This window comes from Nocardia macrotermitis, from assembly GCF_009604405.1.
GTDB lineage: Bacteria > Actinomycetota > Actinomycetes > Mycobacteriales > Mycobacteriaceae > Nocardia > Nocardia macrotermitis.
Window position 1 is genome coordinate 1 of sequence record NZ_WEGK01000015.1, and the last position, 16,410, is coordinate 16,410.

Annotated in this window: 18 protein-coding genes; 6 read left to right on the forward strand and 12 right to left on the reverse strand. The window is 65.6% G+C overall.

The window, feature by feature from the left end; all coding sequences use genetic code 11:
- Positions 1-510: 510 nt before the first annotated feature.
- The 3 genes from NRB20_RS28765 to NRB20_RS28775 are packed head-to-tail and all read right to left on the reverse strand — an operon-like array spanning position 511 to position 1,836.
- Positions 511-957, reverse strand: coding sequence for a PNPOx family protein (locus NRB20_RS28765; RefSeq protein WP_153414561.1), 447 nt, complete (start codon positions 955-957; stop codon positions 511-513).
- 16 nt (positions 958-973) lie between these two features.
- Positions 974-1,420 (reverse strand): cupin domain-containing protein, encoded by a 447-nt coding sequence (locus NRB20_RS28770; protein WP_153414562.1) that lies wholly within the window; start codon positions 1,418-1,420, stop codon positions 974-976.
- Entirely contained in the window at positions 1,417-1,836 is a 420-nt protein-coding gene (locus NRB20_RS28775) for a nuclear transport factor 2 family protein (protein WP_194290042.1), read from the reverse strand. Before NRB20_RS28775 ends, NRB20_RS28770 begins: the two co-directional genes overlap by 4 nt.
- A gap of 101 nt (positions 1,837-1,937) precedes the next feature.
- On the opposite strand from NRB20_RS28775, the gene NRB20_RS28780 reads away from it, so the two are divergent.
- Entirely contained in the window at positions 1,938-2,558 is a 621-nt protein-coding gene (locus NRB20_RS28780; RefSeq protein ID WP_153414564.1) for a TetR/AcrR family transcriptional regulator, read from the forward strand.
- A gap of 202 nt (positions 2,559-2,760) precedes the next feature.
- On the opposite strand, the gene NRB20_RS28785 is transcribed toward NRB20_RS28780, so the two are convergent.
- The 3 genes from NRB20_RS28785 to NRB20_RS28795 form a co-directional block, all read right to left on the reverse strand.
- Positions 2,761-3,615 carry an aldo/keto reductase gene (locus NRB20_RS28785; RefSeq protein WP_153414565.1) on the reverse strand — a complete coding sequence of 285 codons (855 nt, stop codon included), beginning with the start codon at positions 3,613-3,615 and terminating at the stop codon, positions 2,761-2,763.
- Between the two features lie 85 nt (positions 3,616-3,700).
- Positions 3,701-4,030 (reverse strand): carboxymuconolactone decarboxylase family protein, encoded by a 330-nt coding sequence (locus NRB20_RS28790; RefSeq protein WP_319945521.1) that lies wholly within the window; start codon positions 4,028-4,030, stop codon positions 3,701-3,703.
- Positions 4,031-4,109: 79 nt separating this feature from the next.
- A complete protein-coding gene (locus NRB20_RS28795; protein ID WP_153414566.1) occupies positions 4,110-5,513 on the reverse strand; it encodes an MFS transporter in 1,404 nt (467 codons plus the stop codon).
- Between the two features lie 101 nt (positions 5,514-5,614).
- Here NRB20_RS28795 and NRB20_RS28800 point away from each other — a divergent pair, with 101 nt between their 5' ends.
- From NRB20_RS28800 to NRB20_RS28810, 3 genes are all read left to right on the forward strand, one after another.
- Positions 5,615-6,514: a helix-turn-helix transcriptional regulator gene (locus NRB20_RS28800; RefSeq protein ID WP_319945522.1), complete on the forward strand. Its 900-nt coding sequence runs from the start codon at positions 5,615-5,617 to the stop codon at positions 6,512-6,514.
- Positions 6,505-6,918 (forward strand): (R)-mandelonitrile lyase, encoded by a 414-nt coding sequence (locus tag NRB20_RS28805; RefSeq protein WP_319945523.1) that lies wholly within the window; start codon positions 6,505-6,507, stop codon positions 6,916-6,918. Before NRB20_RS28800 ends, NRB20_RS28805 begins: the two co-directional genes overlap by 10 nt.
- Before the next feature lie 192 nt (positions 6,919-7,110).
- Positions 7,111-7,662, forward strand: a complete 552-nt coding sequence (locus NRB20_RS28810; RefSeq protein ID WP_153414567.1) for a hypothetical protein — start codon at positions 7,111-7,113, stop codon at positions 7,660-7,662.
- Positions 7,663-7,749: 87 nt separating this feature from the next.
- Here the strand turns inward: NRB20_RS28810 and NRB20_RS28815 are convergent, their stop codons facing one another.
- Positions 7,750-8,289 (reverse strand): TetR/AcrR family transcriptional regulator, encoded by a 540-nt coding sequence (locus tag NRB20_RS28815; RefSeq protein ID WP_153414568.1) that lies wholly within the window; start codon positions 8,287-8,289, stop codon positions 7,750-7,752.
- Positions 8,290-8,439: 150 nt separating this feature from the next.
- On the opposite strand from NRB20_RS28815, the gene NRB20_RS28820 reads away from it, so the two are divergent.
- Positions 8,440-9,369, forward strand: coding sequence for an esterase/lipase family protein (locus NRB20_RS28820; protein ID WP_319945524.1), 930 nt, complete (start codon positions 8,440-8,442; stop codon positions 9,367-9,369).
- A 275-nt stretch (positions 9,370-9,644) separates the two neighbouring features.
- Here NRB20_RS28820 and NRB20_RS28825 read toward each other — a convergent pair whose 3' ends face one another.
- Entirely contained in the window at positions 9,645-10,415 is a 771-nt protein-coding gene (locus tag NRB20_RS28825) for an AraC family transcriptional regulator (RefSeq protein WP_153414569.1), read from the reverse strand.
- Between the two features lie 107 nt (positions 10,416-10,522).
- On the opposite strand from NRB20_RS28825, the gene NRB20_RS28830 reads away from it, so the two are divergent.
- The gene (locus NRB20_RS28830; protein WP_153414570.1) at positions 10,523-11,449 is read left to right on the forward strand and encodes an NADP-dependent oxidoreductase; all 927 of its coding nucleotides are present in this window, start codon (positions 10,523-10,525) and stop codon (positions 11,447-11,449) included.
- 182 nt (positions 11,450-11,631) lie between these two features.
- On the opposite strand, the gene NRB20_RS28835 is transcribed toward NRB20_RS28830, so the two are convergent.
- The 4 genes from NRB20_RS28835 to NRB20_RS28850 form a co-directional block, all read right to left on the reverse strand.
- Positions 11,632-12,315: a histidine phosphatase family protein gene (locus NRB20_RS28835; protein ID WP_153414571.1), complete on the reverse strand. Its 684-nt coding sequence runs from the start codon at positions 12,313-12,315 to the stop codon at positions 11,632-11,634.
- Positions 12,316-12,371: 56 nt separating this feature from the next.
- Positions 12,372-13,400, reverse strand: a complete 1,029-nt coding sequence (locus tag NRB20_RS28840; protein WP_153414572.1) for a hypothetical protein — start codon at positions 13,398-13,400, stop codon at positions 12,372-12,374.
- Between the two features lie 310 nt (positions 13,401-13,710).
- Positions 13,711-14,694, reverse strand: coding sequence for a nucleoside hydrolase (locus tag NRB20_RS28845; protein ID WP_153414573.1), 984 nt, complete (start codon positions 14,692-14,694; stop codon positions 13,711-13,713).
- Complete coding sequence (locus tag NRB20_RS28850) at positions 14,687-16,297, reverse strand: hypothetical protein (protein WP_153414574.1); 1,611 nt, start codon at positions 16,295-16,297, stop codon at positions 14,687-14,689. Before NRB20_RS28850 ends, NRB20_RS28845 begins: the two co-directional genes overlap by 8 nt.
- Between the last annotated feature and the right edge of the window lie 113 nt (positions 16,298-16,410).

The following is a 16,410-nucleotide window of genomic DNA, read 5'->3' on the forward strand; positions in this document are numbered from 1 at the left end:
GCCCGTGGAGCCCGGCGGCCAACCCGCCGACCGGGCCACCCAAGATTGCCCGAAAGCCGCTGATCAGCGGCAAACAACCAATCCGAACCCGATCACGCCGGGCCGCAGGCCCGGCGCAAGATCCAGGTTAGGCCCACTCATTACGAAGCCGCAGGCCAGTAGCCTGCGGCTTCGCTGTTGTGTGGCATTGCGCGCCCCCCTTTGGCGTCCCAAGGTACTGACGGGACGGCCATGGCGGCGCCGGACAATCTGCGCCACCGGTCGAGTCTGCCGGGGCCGATTCTCCGCCGAAATGAGTTGCGGAATGGATGGGTGGTTCAGGGTGCCAAATGCCCTTGGCGCCACCATCTTTGGGCGAGCCAGCTGCTGACTCCTGCGATGCGGGTGCCGTCGTCGACGCCCGCTCATGCCGATCATGTTCCGCCAACCGTCGCGGAACATGCTCTCAGACGGGTGTCATCGGCGCGCTCGAAATGGCATGGTCGCCTTGCCTCGAGGACATCTTGCCGGTCACTTCGACACGATCCGAAACATCGCAATACGGTCTGCGGCGGCTGCCACAGCCTCCGCGTCGGCCCGCTCTGTCAGCCCACTTCTGACGAATAGAGCGGCCACCCGCTTCGGGCTGTTCAGCACATGGTCATGCAGCAGCGGGCGACGTTCCTGCACCGACAGTTCGACCAAGCGAACCGTCGAAGACCGTCGACCTCGGCTCAGAGTCGCCGTTTCCGCACTACGGACATTTGCCACCCACCCGGCCCTCGGATAAACCTGGATGAGGTAGCGCTGTCCAGCAATCGGCACGACATTGACCGGAGCCGTACGCTCGAGTCCGCTCCTGCGACCGGGCACAGTCAGCAGGTGCATCGGCCCGAATGCGATCCCGATTCTCTGCAAACCGACAATGATCTTGTTGAACTGCTTGACCTTGCGTTCGAGTCCAGCTGTATCAGACATTCCGGCCCGTCCTCGATCATTCCGCAGCGGTCGGCGTGACGCAGTTCGGAGCCGGCGTATTGACCGATGTCGGCACGCCTACCGGCTGGACGTAGAGCACGTCCATCACCACCGGCTCTGATCCTTCGTTGCGTCCGTCGTGCACGTTGCCGACTCCTGGCGGCTCCGAGCTGACGTCGCCGGCCCGGTGGATTCCGTCGAGCACACAGTTCGGTCCGTAGTGACTCAAAGTTCCGCTGACCACGGCGACATAGGCCGCCCCGTCTTGATAGTGCCACCCTGTCGATCCGCCAGGGGCGAGTGTGAACTGCATCAGAACGTGATCGACGCCGTCGATGTCGGCCGTCCAGAGCAGCCTCGCGGACACCCCGCTGGCGGGTGTCGCGGCTGCGGTCGCAGCACAGCCGACGACTGTCAGGCTGATGGCAGCGGCCGTGACGGCCACGCGCACTGACTGTTTCACTGTTGCGCTCCCTCGAGAACGTCGTCGAGAACCTTGGGGTTGGCGTAATCACGAAACAGAACGATGTGGCCATCCCGGATCCGGAGGATCTGGATGGACGTCGTCTCGAACGCCCGGCCCGTCGTAGTCACGGTCGCCTTTCCCCTCATCTCGACGATCACCACTTCCGGGTCTCGAGTCTGGTAGATCTCGGCCACTTCGTAGGAGTCCAGCCGGATCGGCGACGCCGTGATACGCCTCGCGTACTCGCGGATCGCTTCCCGGCCGACCAGGCGCATGGGCGAATCCGAAGGCCCGGCGAACGGCGCTTCGATCACCGCGTCGGGGGCGTACAAGTCGGCCAGGCCGTCGGCGTCACCGCCCAGGGTCAGTTGGCGGCGGCGGGTCAAAACATCGGAGATGGAGGCAGGAGGCATATCGGTGATCCCTTTCGCTGCGACAAGGTTCGTTGAACAAGCGTTCACTGAACGACGGTACAACGAACTGGATATCCGGTCAATATGCGTACGATGGGCCGATGACGACTCCCCGGACCGGTTCGCGGGCCGAGCAGGCCCGCCGCAGCGAAGCGCGCATCCTCGACGCCGCCGCCCGGGCATTTTTCGCCGACGGTTATGAACGGACCACAATCCGCGGGATCGCCTCGGCCGCCGGGGTCGAATCCGGTCTGGTCATGCACTATTTCGGCTCCAAGCAGGAGCTGTTCCGGCGAGTACTCGAGGCCGCGCCGACCCCCGAGATCGCCGCGGAACCGGGGCAGGCCGCCGAGCAGATCCTCGCCAACCTCGCCGATCGGCTGACCGACGAGCCGGTGGAGTCCCTGAGCATGTTCCGGTCCATGCTGACCAACCCCGAAGCCGCCGACGCCGTCAGCGCGGCCATGGCCCGCTACCGAACGCAGATCGCCGACGCGATCCCCGCCGAGGACGCCGATCTGCGGTCCGCCCTGATCAGCGCCGTGATTCTCGGTGTCATGGTGTCCCGGCACCTGTCCAAATCGGACGATCTCGCCGACGCCGAACCTGAACACATCATCCGGCTGCTGCGCCCGTGCATGGTGTCGCTGACAGCCGACCACGATGACCCGGCGCCGCGAACAGCTGCCAGCGAGTGTCGCACTCACCCGCCGGAGCACTGACCGAAGCAGGGTGCAGGCCGTGCACACGGTTCCAGCGCAGCACGTCGGCGCGGGCGTCGACCGCTTGGCAGGCAACGGGTACAGGGCTCCCGGGGACGGTGTCGAGGTCGCTGGGGATCTCGGGCGTCGGAACGCTGGCGGCCGGAGTCACACCGTTGTTCGCACAGTCCCCGCAGCTCCGCTGTGTTGCCAACGGTGGCGGTCACTCGCCGCTGTAAACCGGAAACACGCTGTGCTCCCCGTAATCCCGGGCGCGCAGGTTGCGCAAGACGTTCATATCGTCCTCGGTGATCTCGAAGTCGACCTGGGCATTGCTGCGCATGTGTTCGGGGGTGGCGGTTTTGGGGAGCGATACGGTGCCCAGCTGCAACGTGTAACGGATGCAGAGTTGTGGGACGGTTACCTGGTATCGGGCGGCCATTGATCGGATGTCGGGGTTGTCGAGGATCTGGCCGTGGGCGATGGGGGAATACGCTTCCACGAGGATGTTTCGGTCCTCGCAGTAGGTGATGAGGTCGGTGGGGGTGTTGCCTGCGTGGACGAGGAGTTGGTTCACGTGGGGGGTGATGGTGCAGGTCGAGAGGATGTTGTCGAGGTCGGGTTGTTCGAAGTTGGAGACGCCGATCGAGCGGAGTTTGCCTGCCTGGTAGGCGTTTTCGAGGGCGCGCCAGGCTTCGCGGTTGCCCTCGGCGTAGTCGCCGCCCCGGAAGTCGGCCCAGGGTTGCGGGCTGTGGATCAGCATCAGGTCGATGTGGTCCAGGCCCAGTGTTGCCAAGGAGGCCTCGATCGCGGCGACGGCTCGGTCGTAGTCCTTGATCTCGGCCGCGAGTTTGGTGGATACGAAGAGTTCGTCGCGGGCGATATCGGTGCCGCGGACTCCTTCGCCGACGCCTCGCTCGTTGCCGTAGGCCTGCGCGGTGTCGATGTTGCGGTAGCCGAGGGCGACGGCCGCGCGCACGGCGTCGGCGGCCTTGTCGTCGTCGATGAACCAGGTGCCCAGGCCCAGTTTCGGGATGCGCACGTCGTTGGACAGCGTGTATGTCTCGTGCAGGATCATGACTTCGTACTCCTTGGTTCTCAGGTGATACTCACGGGTGGCGGCGGCGTTCACCGATCGCTGCCGGGATGGCGCGGCGAGGTCCTCAGTCGCCGAAGACCTGTTCGGCGACGGTCATCGCGCTCATGCCGTTGGGCCAGCCGGTGTAGAAGGCGAGATGGGTGATCGCCTCTTTCAGTTCGGTCTCGGTGACGCCGTTGCGGCGGGCGAAGTCGAGGTGGAAGGTGAGTTGATCGGTTTTGCCCATCGCGGTGAGCGCGGCGACGGTGATCAGGCTGCGGTCCCGCTTGGACAGGTCCTCGCGTTCCCACACCTCGTCGAACAGGACCTTGTCGGTGTAGTGGACCAGGCCGGGCGCGAAGTCGCCGAACGCGCGCTGCCCGCCGGTCCAACCGGTGCTCTGTTCCTCGGTCACGATTGCTTCCTCTCGTCGTCGGATATTGATCCGATGTCACCTCGGTGGGCGAGATCGGTTGGCGTACATATATTTTCGGTCATCGGGTCGCCTTGGTAGCGGGCAGGAACAGCGCCAGCACCGCGGTGGCGGCGAGCACGACGGCGGCGATGAGCAGGCTGGTGCGCACGCCCGCGGCGAAGGTGTCGGGGTGGGTGAGCAGCCCGCCGAACACGGCCACCGCGAGCGCGCCGCCGAGCTGGCGGCTGGTGTTGAACACTCCGGACGCGACCCCGGCCTGCCGAGCGGGAACGGCGTCGAGCAACACCGCGGTCGCCGGTGGTGACACGGTCGGCCCGCCGAGCCCGACGAGCATCATCAGCCCTGCCAGCACCCACAGCGGCATCGACGCGGCGGTGAATCCGAGGACGGCCAGGCCGATGGCCATCAGCGCGAGTCCGATGACGATGATCGGTTTGCGCGGGAATCGGGCCGAGAGCGGGGTCAGTGCGGCGCCGACGAGCATCATCGGCACGAACACCAACCCGGTGTGCAGGGCGGACAGGCCGCGGTGCTGTTGCAGGAACAGGCTGATCACGAACGGCAGCCCGTAGTAACCGACCATGAACGCGAAGCCGGTGACCACCGTGATCACCACGGCGCGAGACGCGAACAGCCCCCGCGGCAGCATCGGATGCGCCACCCTCCGCTGAGCGACGACGAACCCGGCCAGCGCGGCAACGGCCAACCCGAACGCCGAAAGCACTGTCGCCGAACCGAATCCGCGAGCACCGGCCTCGATCGCCGCGAACGTCGCCGCGCTCATGGCGACGACACCGGTGAGCTGCCCGACCGGATCGAACGGCACCCGCCGCCGCGGGCTCGCCTCGGTGCGCGATGCCAGCCACAACGCCAGCGCGCCGGCGGGCACGTTCAGGAAGAAGATCAGCCGCCAATCGATCATGGTGAGCACACCGCCCAGGACCGGGCCCGCCGAGGACGCGACCGCCCCGCCCATCGCCCACACCGCGACCGCACGAGCCCGCGCCGCCGATTCCGGGAACCCCTGGCGGATCAGCGCCATCGACGCGGGCATCATCGCCGCGGCCGCCGCACCCTGCACGAATCGCGCCCCCACCAGCACAGGCAGGGCCGGGGCGAGACCGCACGCGATCGAAGCCAGCACGAACACCACCGTTCCGGTCGAGAACGCGCGACGGGCACCGACGCGATCGCTCACCGACCCAGCCGTCAGCAATAGTGCAGCGAACATCAGGGTATAGCCGTCGACCACCCACTGCAGCCCGGCCACCCCGCCACCGAGGTCGGCGCGGATCGACGGCAGCGTCACGTTCACCACGACCGCGTCCAGGGTGACGACGAAGAAGCCCAGCACCGCCGCCGCCAGCGCCGATCGGGCGTGACGAGCATCGGAAACCGGCTCGGGCACAGGGGTATACGCCGATGCGGCCGGCAGGTGTACCGGAGTGGGGGAAGTGGTCATGGCATCCAGGAAACCGCTGTTCGCGCCCGGGCGGGAGGTTGCGTTATCGGGGGTAGTGATTCGACCTCCCTAAATTCGGCGTTCCTCGTACCGTGAGTGGTGTGGACAACCGAGCCGAGATCAGAGACTTCCTGGCAACCCGGCGGGCGAAGCTCACTCCCGAACAGGTGGGGCTGCCCGCGGGTGGGCGGCGGCGCGTACCGGGGCTGCGGCGCGAAGAGGTCGCCGTGCTCGCCGGGGTCAGCACCGACTGGTATATCCGCCTCGAGAAAGGGCACATCAGCGGCGTGTCCGACGACGTCCTGTCCGCTGTGGCCCGCGCGTTGCGGCTCACCGATGCCGAGCGCGAGCACCTGTTCAACCTCGCTCGCACCGCCAAACCCGCCCGCACCCCGCGCCGCCGCGCCAAGGTCCAGGTCCCGGCGAGCGTGCAGCGGGTGATGGACTCCATGACCGGCACCGCGGCGTTCGTCCGCAACGGTCGCCTGGACATCCTGGCGAGCAACCAGCTCGGGCGCGCCCTCTACTCGCCGGTCCTCGACAATCCCGCCCACCGCGGCAACATCGCCCGCTTCGACTTCCTCGATCCCCGCGCGGGCGACTACTACCCCGACCACGACGGCGCCCTCGCGGTCGCGGTCGCGCTGCTGCGCGCCGAAACCGGCCGCCACCCCGACGACCCGGACCTCACCGCGCTGATCGGCGAACTGGCCACCCACAGCGAAGCCTTCCGTACCCGCTGGGCCACCCACGACGTCCGCATCCACCGCGGCGGCATCAAAACCTTCCATCATCCCGCCGTCGGCCATCTCGAACTCGCCTACGACTCGATGGAACTCGTCGCCGCACCCGGACTCACCCTCACCGCCTACACCGCCGAACCCGCCACCGCTTCGGCCGACAATCTGGCCCTGCTCGCCAGTTGGGCCGCCACCGAACACGCGCCGGATCAAACATCCAGTGCGACAACCGAAACCGAAAAGGAGACCCCGTGGAACTGACCACACGCACCCCGACCGCCAAGGCTCCCGAGCAGAACTTCACCGGCGACGTCTACGTCAACCCGCTCAAGAAGCCCGTCGACGGATCGCGGCTCATCGCCAGCATCGTGCGCTTCACCCCCGGAGCCCACACCAACTGGCACTCCCACGCCCACGGCCAAACCCTCTACTGCACCGACGGCAGCGGACTCGTCGTCAACCGCGACGGCGCCGTCATCCGCCTCACCCCCGGCGACACCGTCTGGACCCCACCCGGCGAAGAGCACTGGCACGGCGCCGGCATCGACTGCATGATGAGCCACATCGCCATGCTCGAAGGCGCCGACACCGGTGACGGCACCACCTGGCTCGAGCCCGTCACCGACGACCAGTACACACAGGCGAACAAAGCCAGCCACGGCTGAGCATCACCAGCGGCCGATCACTGCGCTGATCCCAGGGGTACCGGGGTTCGGCGCCAGGAGAAGCCGCGGTTCGAGCGGGGTGGTGTTGTGTCGGCGCGGATACACAACGAATGTCGTGGCGGGAACAGAACATTCGGCTTCGACGGCGAAGGATTGTGGGCACTGGCAACGCGAACACCTTCGGAGGAAACCATGTCGAGAATCACGACGATGATCACCAGCGCGATGGCCGCGGTCGCTGCGGCCGGGGTGATGGCCCTGTCCGCCACTCCGGCTGCTACCGCTGCCCCGGCGGCCCCGTCGGCATCGGCGCCTGCGCTCGCGAAAACCCAAGGGTGGCTGAACATTTACAACGGGTCCGCGCCCGCGGGGGCCAATGCGATCGAGCTCAGGGTGGTCATCGACCCCGTTGTCGGGATGCGGGTGACCGATCGGGACGGGCGCTCGCTCTACCGGTTCGACAAGGACACCGCCAAGCCGTCCGCGTCGAACTGCAACGGGAACTGCGCCGGCACCTGGCCGCCACTGCTGGTCAGCCGTGGCCAGAATCTGTACGTGGACGGGATCAATCCCCAACTGACCGGGTTCGTCGAGCGGGCGGACGGCTCGTGCCAGATCACCATCGGCGGCTGGCCGGTGTACTACTTCTCGAAGGACAAGCGGCCGGGAGACCTGCTGGGGCAGGGCGTCGGCGGGACCTGGTTCGCGGTCGGGCCGACCGGCGGTAAGGCCGTGGCGAAGTAGCCGAGGAACGTCCGAGTTCGCACCTCGCGGATCGGCCGTATCCGCTACGGCGACATGAAGCTGCCGCCGGGCACTGTCGGATCGGCGCTATCCGGTGATCAGGTCGATCACGGCCGAACGCAGATTCTGTTGTGGCGCTTCGGCATACAGTTCGGAGAGGGCTACCTCGGCGACCATGGCCACGACCAGGTGTGCTACTGCGGTGGGGTCGGGCCAGCCGATGGTGCGGAGGTCGGGTTCCATGAGGGCGGCTACGGCTTGGTTGCGGGTGTGGACCTCGTCGAGCAGGTCGGTGTCGGTGCGGGATTGGGCGAGAAAGGCTTTCGTGCCCCGGGTGCGCAGGCAGATGTCGAGGTACGAGGTTATCGCTGTGGTGAGGCGGGGGAAACCCGGTGGGAGGTCGGCGATTTCGGTGAGGATCGCTTCGGCCAGGGTGTCGTGGTAGCGGCGGTGTAGGGCGATCACGTAGCTGCGGCGGTCCGGAAAGTGGTGGTAGAAGCTGCCTTTGGACATTCCGGCCGTTGCGACGACAGCGTTGACCGACAGGCCGCGCAGTCCCTCGCGATCGGCGACCGCGGAACCGGCATCCAGCAGCGCCCTGCGTCCGGGTTCGGCGGGTCGGGCCATGGACCGCTCTCCTCTCTCTCGCTGCCACGAAATCTCTCGGTGCCGTAAGCGTACTCCCCGTGCTATGTTGTGACCGGCCGGTCGGTCATGCCTCTCACGGCGGGGAAGAAAGGACCTCCGACCGGGAAGTACGAGTGAAGGAGTACGACGGTGCGACGAGTGATGTCCGCTGCCACGCTGGCTGCCGCGATGCTCGTGACAGCGGCCGGGACGGGTGCGGCCGATGATCACCTGCCCGACCCGTCCTACAGTTATCCGGGTGGCGTGCTGGCCGAAGTGACCGGACCGGGGCAGTCGCCACCCGGGGCCAACGATCGGTCCTGTCGACCGACTGCGGAACATCCGAATCCCGTTGTGCTGCTTCATGGTTTGTCGAACGATACGATGAGCTGGAACACCCTGTCGCCGGTGCTGACCCGCGCGGGCTACTGCGTTTTCACCACCACCTACGGATCCGAGGGGCCGGGTCCGCTCGGCGCGACCGCTCCGGTGCAGGACAGTGCCGCGCAGGTCGGCAGGTTCGTCGATCAGGTCCTGGCGGCCACGGGGGCGAAACATGTTGACCTGGTGAGTCATTCGATCGGTGGCGCGGTGGCCTACTACTACCTGAGCCGACTCGGCGGGGCGGCGAAGATCGGCCGCTACATCGCGCTGGCCGCACCCATGCACGGGTCCACGGTCAGTGGTCTCGCCGCCGCGCAACCACTGGTGGAATCCACCGGCAGCGGCGCGACGGCCACCCGCCGCTGCGGACCGTGTCAACTGTCACCGGGCGCACCGTTCCTGCGGGACTTCCACCCGAATCCCGCTGCCACACCGCGGATTCCGTTCACCATGATCGTGACCCGCTACGACGAGATCGCCACCCCGTACACCACGGGCCTGCTCGACGGGCCCAACGTGCACAACGTCGTCCTCCAGGACCTCTGCCCGACCGATTTCACCGACCACAACGAACTACCCTCGGACCCGGTCGCGGTGCACGAGGTACTCAACGCCCTCGACCCGACACACGCCACCCCGTCGACCTGCACGGTCGTCCTCCCGTTCCTCGGACCCGTATCCACCCCGCACCGATAGCCACGATGCGGCCGGACGTCACTTCGACACCACCGACCGAAGCCTGCGCTGACACCGATGTTCGAGCCGTGTTCGGCCGAGATCATCGCGGCCACTGTGGATCTCGGACTCGCTGATGCGAGTGCCACTATCAGGTAGGCACATTCACGGGTCTGGCAGATGTGACATGCCGGAAGAGATTGTCCGAGAACATCTTTGGAAATTCAAAATGGCCGCTCGATCGTGTTTGCGATGCGGGGCTTCGCAGTAGCGGGTCAGCAGGCGCGACACCGGCGTCAGTCGGGCATGACGTGTGCCGCACTGCGGTAACGACCCGGGGTTTGGCCGACGAGGTCGGTGAAGGCTTCGATGAAGCTGGTCGGGTTGGACCAGCCCAGGCGGATGGCGGTGTCGGTGACCGAGGTGCCGTCGGCGAGTTCGAGGAGAGCGCGTTGGATGCGTAGGAGGGTGCGCCATTGGTGGAAGGTCATGGCGAGGTCGCTGCTGAAGAGGCGGCTGAGGGTGCGGTTGCTGGAGCCGGTGCGGTGGCCGAGTTCGGCGAGGGTCGCGGGGGTGGCGGGGTCGGTGTGCAGCAGGTCGGTGACGGCTTTGAGGCGAGGGTCGGTGGGTTCGGGGAGGCGCAGGGGTTCCTGTGGGGCGCGGGTGAGTTCGGCGAGGACGACCTCGAGCAGGAGGCGGGCGCGGGGAGTTTCGGTGGGCTCGGTGAGCAGCGCCAGATATGCTTCGCGCATCAGTGCGCTGGCCGTGAAAACCGAAGGCTCCGTGGGCAATTGCGCGGCCGCGGCGGAGGGGACGCGGAGGAGGCGGACGTCGGTCTCGCCATGGGAGCGGCTGCTGTGCACGAAGTACGGCGGTACCCAGGTGATGCGGTTCGCCGGTGTCACCCAGGTGCCGACCTCGGTCGCCGTGACCAGCGCGCCGGACGCGGCGTACCGGAGCTGGCCGAAGTCGTGGAAGTGCGGGGCGATATCCGCGCCGTGGGTCAGGGGTTCGCAGTCCGGCGGATCATCGGTCCAGAACACCGGTTCGGGGACGAGTTCGGTCATCAGCACCACTGTAGGCCGGATTCCGGATCGATGAGGTTGGCGGGTTATCGGGATTTCCTGGCGAGACACCGGTGGTACGCCCACGCTCGGCGATTCAGACTCGAACCATGCGAGCCATCACCCAGCACACCCTCGGCGGACCGGAAGTCCTCACCATCGAGGAAGTGCCCGAACCCCGAACCCTGCCGACCGAAGTCCTGATCCGCGTCGCGGCCATCGGACTCAACCCACTCGAACCACGTTTGCGCGCAGGCGAATTCCCGCTTCTGGGGCAGCCACCGTTCATCCTCGGCTGGGATGTCAGCGGCGTGGTCGAGACCGCGCAGTCGTGGCGTTTCCGGCCGGGCGACGAGGTGTTCGGCATGCCGCTGTTCCCGCGCGCGGCCAACGCGTACGCCGAATTCGTGGCGGCGCCGGCCCTGCATCTGGTGCGCAAACCGGCCTCGCTCTCGCATATCGAGGCGGCGGCGTTGCCGGTGGTCGGGTTGACCGCGTGGCAGGGCCTGGTCGACCTCGGCAATATTCGCGAGGGCACCCGCGTGCTGATCCACGCCGGTGGTGGCGGCGTCGGCCATGTCGCGATCCAGATCGCGAAATCCCTTGGTGCACACGTGATCACAACCGCGAGCAAGAGTAAGCGAGAGTTCGTCGAGGAACTCGGGGCCGACGAGGTGATCGACTACACGACAGTCGATTTCGCCGAAACTATCAGCGACATCGACCTGGTCCTCGACACCCTCGGCGGCGACGCCGCCGCCCGCTCACTCGCGGTTCTCCGCCCCGGCGGCCACTTCGTCACAGCGGTCGCCGACGAGGACACCGACCTCATCGCGAGGTTCGAAGCCGCCGGTATGCGTTTCAGCGGCATCGCGGTCGAGCCCGATCCGATCGCCCTGAACAGCCTGGTCAACCTCGTGGACCAGGGCAAACTCCGCGTCCACGTCCAACAGACATTCCCGTTCGAGCACATCGCCGACGCCCACCGGCTGATCGAGAGCGGCCATCTACAGGGCAAGATCGTGCTCACCGTCTGACCTGCGGCCACTACGTGCGACGGACGGCGCACGCTCGGCGAGGAGACGACCGAAACCTCTCCTCATACGCCCGTGAAGTCCGCCGAGGGCCGATGATCGACGAGAGTCGCCGATCATCGGCCCTGACATATGCGAGGAGGCGCGGGAAGAGATTCGACTTTTCGAATCCGCGAGCAACGAACTCACATGGTCAGCAGGTGCCGAGTGTCGTTGTGGCGGACCAGCGTCCATCGCCAGTGTTGGGGATCTCTGGATCGCGGCCCGTACGCCCACTCGGTTATCGCGGTGTAATCGACCTCAGCGGTGGCATGATCGAGAGTCGGCGGTATACGCTGAAAGTGTTGCCCCGCAGCAAGAACCGTCTCCCGATGACAGGCGAGCACCACGGTGTCTCCGTGATGACGACACATCAAGACGTCGAGCATCCGCCCCACTCTGCGGGCCGAAGTCGCCCATGAATCGACACCGGGCGCGATCGGCCCATCGACGGACAGTGGCCGGGATCCTGCTGCACCGGAAAGTGTTTCGCTTCGTCCGCTCCCCTCGGCGGCACCGTGGTCGTTGTACGGGAACTCGGGCCGCAACGGCACACCGAATGCTTCCGCGATCGGCTCGGCGGTCTCCACAGCCCGCCGGACGCCGGTCGAGTAGACGATGCGGATATCCGTCCGATCCCGTTCTGCCGCAAGACATTCGGCAACCAGCGCAGCTTGGTGGCGACCACGATCGGTCAGGCCGCGGCAACTGCGCTCACCGGCGATCACATCCTCGACGTTGCTCCAACTCTCGCCGTGGCGAATGAGTAACAGCCGCATGCCGCGGGATCGTTTCGGTGGGGTGGGGCATCGCGTGTCGGCGGTGCGCATCGCTGTATTCGGTCCTTTCTTCGGATTGTGTTGTGGTACTGAGTGATGGATATGGCTCAGCCGAACTGATCGGCCAGGAGGTGAGTGACAACCCGCCCCACTGCCGGGACCGAAATATCCGGATCGCGATGAGCGAGATCGCGGTAGTCGGCAGCGATGGCCGTAGGGATTCTTCCGGTGAAATTGTCGTAATAGCGCCGAGCAGCTCCGCCTGTCGCGGGAAGCGATACCACGGGCTTGCCGAGCCGATCGGCGAACTGCGTCTCGCTGTCTGTTCCCGCGTCTCCTCCGAGAACGATCACCAGGTCGGATCGTTCGATAATGGTTATGCGCGCCTCCGTCAGACTTCCCAGGAGGTTTGCGGTCAGGCCGCGATATCGATTGATGGGCTGGTTCCTGCTCGATCCCTGACGCCGGTACAAAGTGTAACGCTCATCGGCAGAGAGGCCGCCCATATCGGCTTGCGCCGCAAAGGTGTATCCGGCAATCATTGCGACACGGGATGCCATCGAACAGACAGTGGCAGGAAACGGAAGCCGATCCACCTCTATACCCACGGCTTCGGCAACCTGGTCCATAGTCTCGTTGACGTCGTATCCGGCAAAGAATATGGTGGGAATTGCGTCATGCCGCCGCATTGACTGTCTCGCACAGTAATTCGGATACTCGAGCTCGACACACGTGGCGATTTCGTTGACAACTCGGTTACGGTGGGCCCCGTAATCGTGCTTGCTGAACCCATGCGATCTCCCGAGGTGTTTGACTCGCTCACCGACGTTCATATCGTGCAGCGTTGTGTCCGTCGGCAGCGCAGCGAGCGCGATTCCCGCGTCTCTCGTACCATCGCCGAACGCGGCGGTACGACGCATAACCATAGCGAGGATCCAGCAGGCCAGGCGACCGCGGTCGGTCAGATCAGCGGGTGGAGCGGTGCCGGTCAAGGCGATCATGACTTCGTCTCCGGAGTCCATCACCAGAACTTCGATACTGAGCTTCATGCCGTCCTTGCGGCACAGATCGAGCAGAGCAGCGGACAATTCTGAGAGAGGCTGTCGATTCGACATACCCGTAATGATGCCGTCCACACCGAGTCATCCAGTACTCCGACCACAGATCTCCGACAGATTTTCTCTCCCTTCGGAACTCACGCGCCCGTAAGCTGGTCTCCGGCATCAGCATCACCCGGCCGACAATACGCCGGTTACCGAATTATCAAGTGCGACAACGAAGGTGGTGGCTCATGGGCAAACACAGTCGACATCTGCGACCGGTGGACACAGTCGCGGTACTACTGGGTGTGGTGGCGATGGCGGCGGCAGGTTCCTCCGTCCTACGGCTGATCCGGCATCGCGAATGAGGCAGCGACGCAACTGGAAGCACCGTCCTGAAGCTGGATCAGATGGCGAGTTGTGTTGTGAGCCAACGCCAGAACGCCGGGTAGTTGGCGTCGATGGTGACCCAGGTCGGATGACCGTCCGGATCGGTACTCATGCGGGCGTCCCCGGCGACGGTGATGGTGGGGCGCGAGAGATCGACGAACGGGAGGTCGAGGGCGACGGTGAGGGTGAGGGGATCGTGTTGCTTGGTGGCGGGGTGGCGGAGGGTGAACCAGCGATCGAGATGAGTGCCCAGCAGCCGCGCCCAGACCGGGGCATCGGGCGCCGACAACGTCTTGTACACCTCGCTGTCGGCGTGGATCTCCATCTCCTCGGTGAAGGTGACGTCGGACAGGACGAGCGTCAACTCGGGTACGGTCGCCACCACGTAGCGAGCCGCATCGGCATCGAGCCGGAAATTGTGTTCGGCCCGACTCGGATCGCGGTAGTTGATCGCGCCGCCCATCTGCGTGACGACGAGCCGCTCGGCCAGATCCGGCACCGTCCGCAGGACGTGCGCGAGGTTGGTGAGCGGACCGCATCCGACCCAGCGCACCGGGCCTTGGGTCGCCGCGCAGACCTCGACCACCGCGCGCAGCACATCATCGGACTGGGGCCCGATGGTCGCCGGAGTCAGGCCGTCGACAACCCAGTAGCGAGTGTTGCCCAGATCCGCGCCCGCGACCACCCGAACATCGTTTCGCCCCAGCAGATCCAACAGATAGCGGGCGAATTGTGCTCGCTGGCCACGGTTTTCGTCGGCGGTGAGCACCAGCGCAAGTTCGGGCCGACGAGCGGCGCAGGCCAGGGCGATGGCGTCGTCCGGATCGCCGCCGACGTCGGTGTCCAGGATGATCGGTGTGCCCTGCACGCGCGGCGGTGGCGGCCCGGCCGCGCGCAGTTTGTCGGCGAGGGCGGAGAACTCGGGGTAGCGGGTGGCGAATTCCAGCATCGCCGCCGAGGCGGACTCGAGGGTCTCGTCGGAGTCGTCGTAGTCACCCATCGGATGATCCTTCCGGTGCGGTCGAGCCCGGGGGCAGGGCGGTGCGTTCGTACTGCTTGACGAGACGTTCCTTGTCGGCAGGCGAGAGGTGCTGGTAGCCGAGCCACACCGCGGTGTGCGCGGGCTTGCCGAGATCACTTGTGGCGGTTCGTAATCGATGGACTAGGTGCTTGTCTTCGCGCCGCACGAACGAATCCGCCAGCGCCTTGAATTCGGGGTCTCCGGTGTCGTCGCCGTTTACCCATGATTGCACCTTTCGGATGTAGGCGTTGACCCCTTGACGCAAGTCCTCCCGGTAATCGATCCCTGCGGCGACCGACTCCGCCGCAGTACGCGCTCGACTCGAGACGGCTCGTTGAGCGATATCCATGATTGCCATTCGCAGATTGGAATCTTCATATTTCGCGCTGATCGCATACGGGGCTACCTGGTCCGCCGACGAACTTTCGGTGCCGTACACCGGGTTTCCGTTCTCGTCGTGCCCGATGGTCGATGCCGTCGCTCCGTGCATGAGTTCTTCGTATACGCGACCCGCTAGTTTGTTGTCGAATATTCTCACAGGATCGTCGAGGTCGGACGGATGAACGCGATCGGAAGACATGTGCAGGAAATGGCCTGTCTTGGTACCCTTGTGCGGATCGTTCGCGAATTCGACATAATTCAGGAACTCACTACTGTAGTTCGCCTTCGGCCACGCCGCAGTGGCGAGTTCCTGAATTGTCCCCCTGACACCGGAGTCGATGAAAACGATATTGGCACCAGGCGTGGTGACCGGAACTCCGCTGGCCAGCATGTGCCTTTGGGTCCGGAGGGCCGCACCGGGTACCTGCTCGGGATCGATCATGGACCGATCGCGCATTTCCTCGATATCATCGAATTTCTGCCCCGTCACATTCTCCATGTCCTGAACCACATTTTCCATACACTTCCGGGAAAGCCGGACAACCCGACAATGCGCCTTATAGAATTCCGGATCGATTTTTTCCATGGCCATTCCGAGAGCCAGGCCGTCCCGGCAGGTGATGACGACGACGGTATCGGGCTGTTTCTCGACCTTGCTGCGCAGACTGTCCAGCATCCGGTGGGCTCCTTCGATAACGAAGGGAGCTATGGTCTCCGTGAAAACGCCATGAGCCTCGCGGAGTGCCGCGATCTGCTCCTGGTTCTCGATCCCGTATTCGGCGCAGACCTCGGCGACCTGGCGTTCCTCGCGCGCGTTCTCCTCCGCGAGAATCCGCTCCCGAACGGATTCGAGTTCGGTGTCCGGATGGTCGCCACCTTGCCCCTCGTCCTGAGCGGCAGGCCGATCGAGTTGGACGACCTCAGTCGATCGCCCAGCATCATCGGCCACCACGGTTCCGGAATACTCACTGGGCGAAGCACTTTCGACAACAGCTTGTTCGTCCGATCCAGGCGGATCGGACGAACGTAATCGGCTCGCGTCGGCAGGACCGCGCGGCTGGACCGCAGTCACCGACTCCGGCGTGTGCACCTGCGGCCCGTCACCGCCGTCGGCCGCGCGGGTGGTTTCGATGGATGTCGCCTCGGCAGCGGGCGCGAGTGTGGTCCGGTCGAGCGGATCTGGACGGGCTTCTACGCTCATGGCGTGTCCTGAACGATGGGAACGACAGAGTGGACCGGCCCGCACCGGGCGAGTCCTTCGAGTCGGCCGGGTCGTCTCGCGGTGTCGCCGGTCGAGCACGGTGGGTCGGGAGG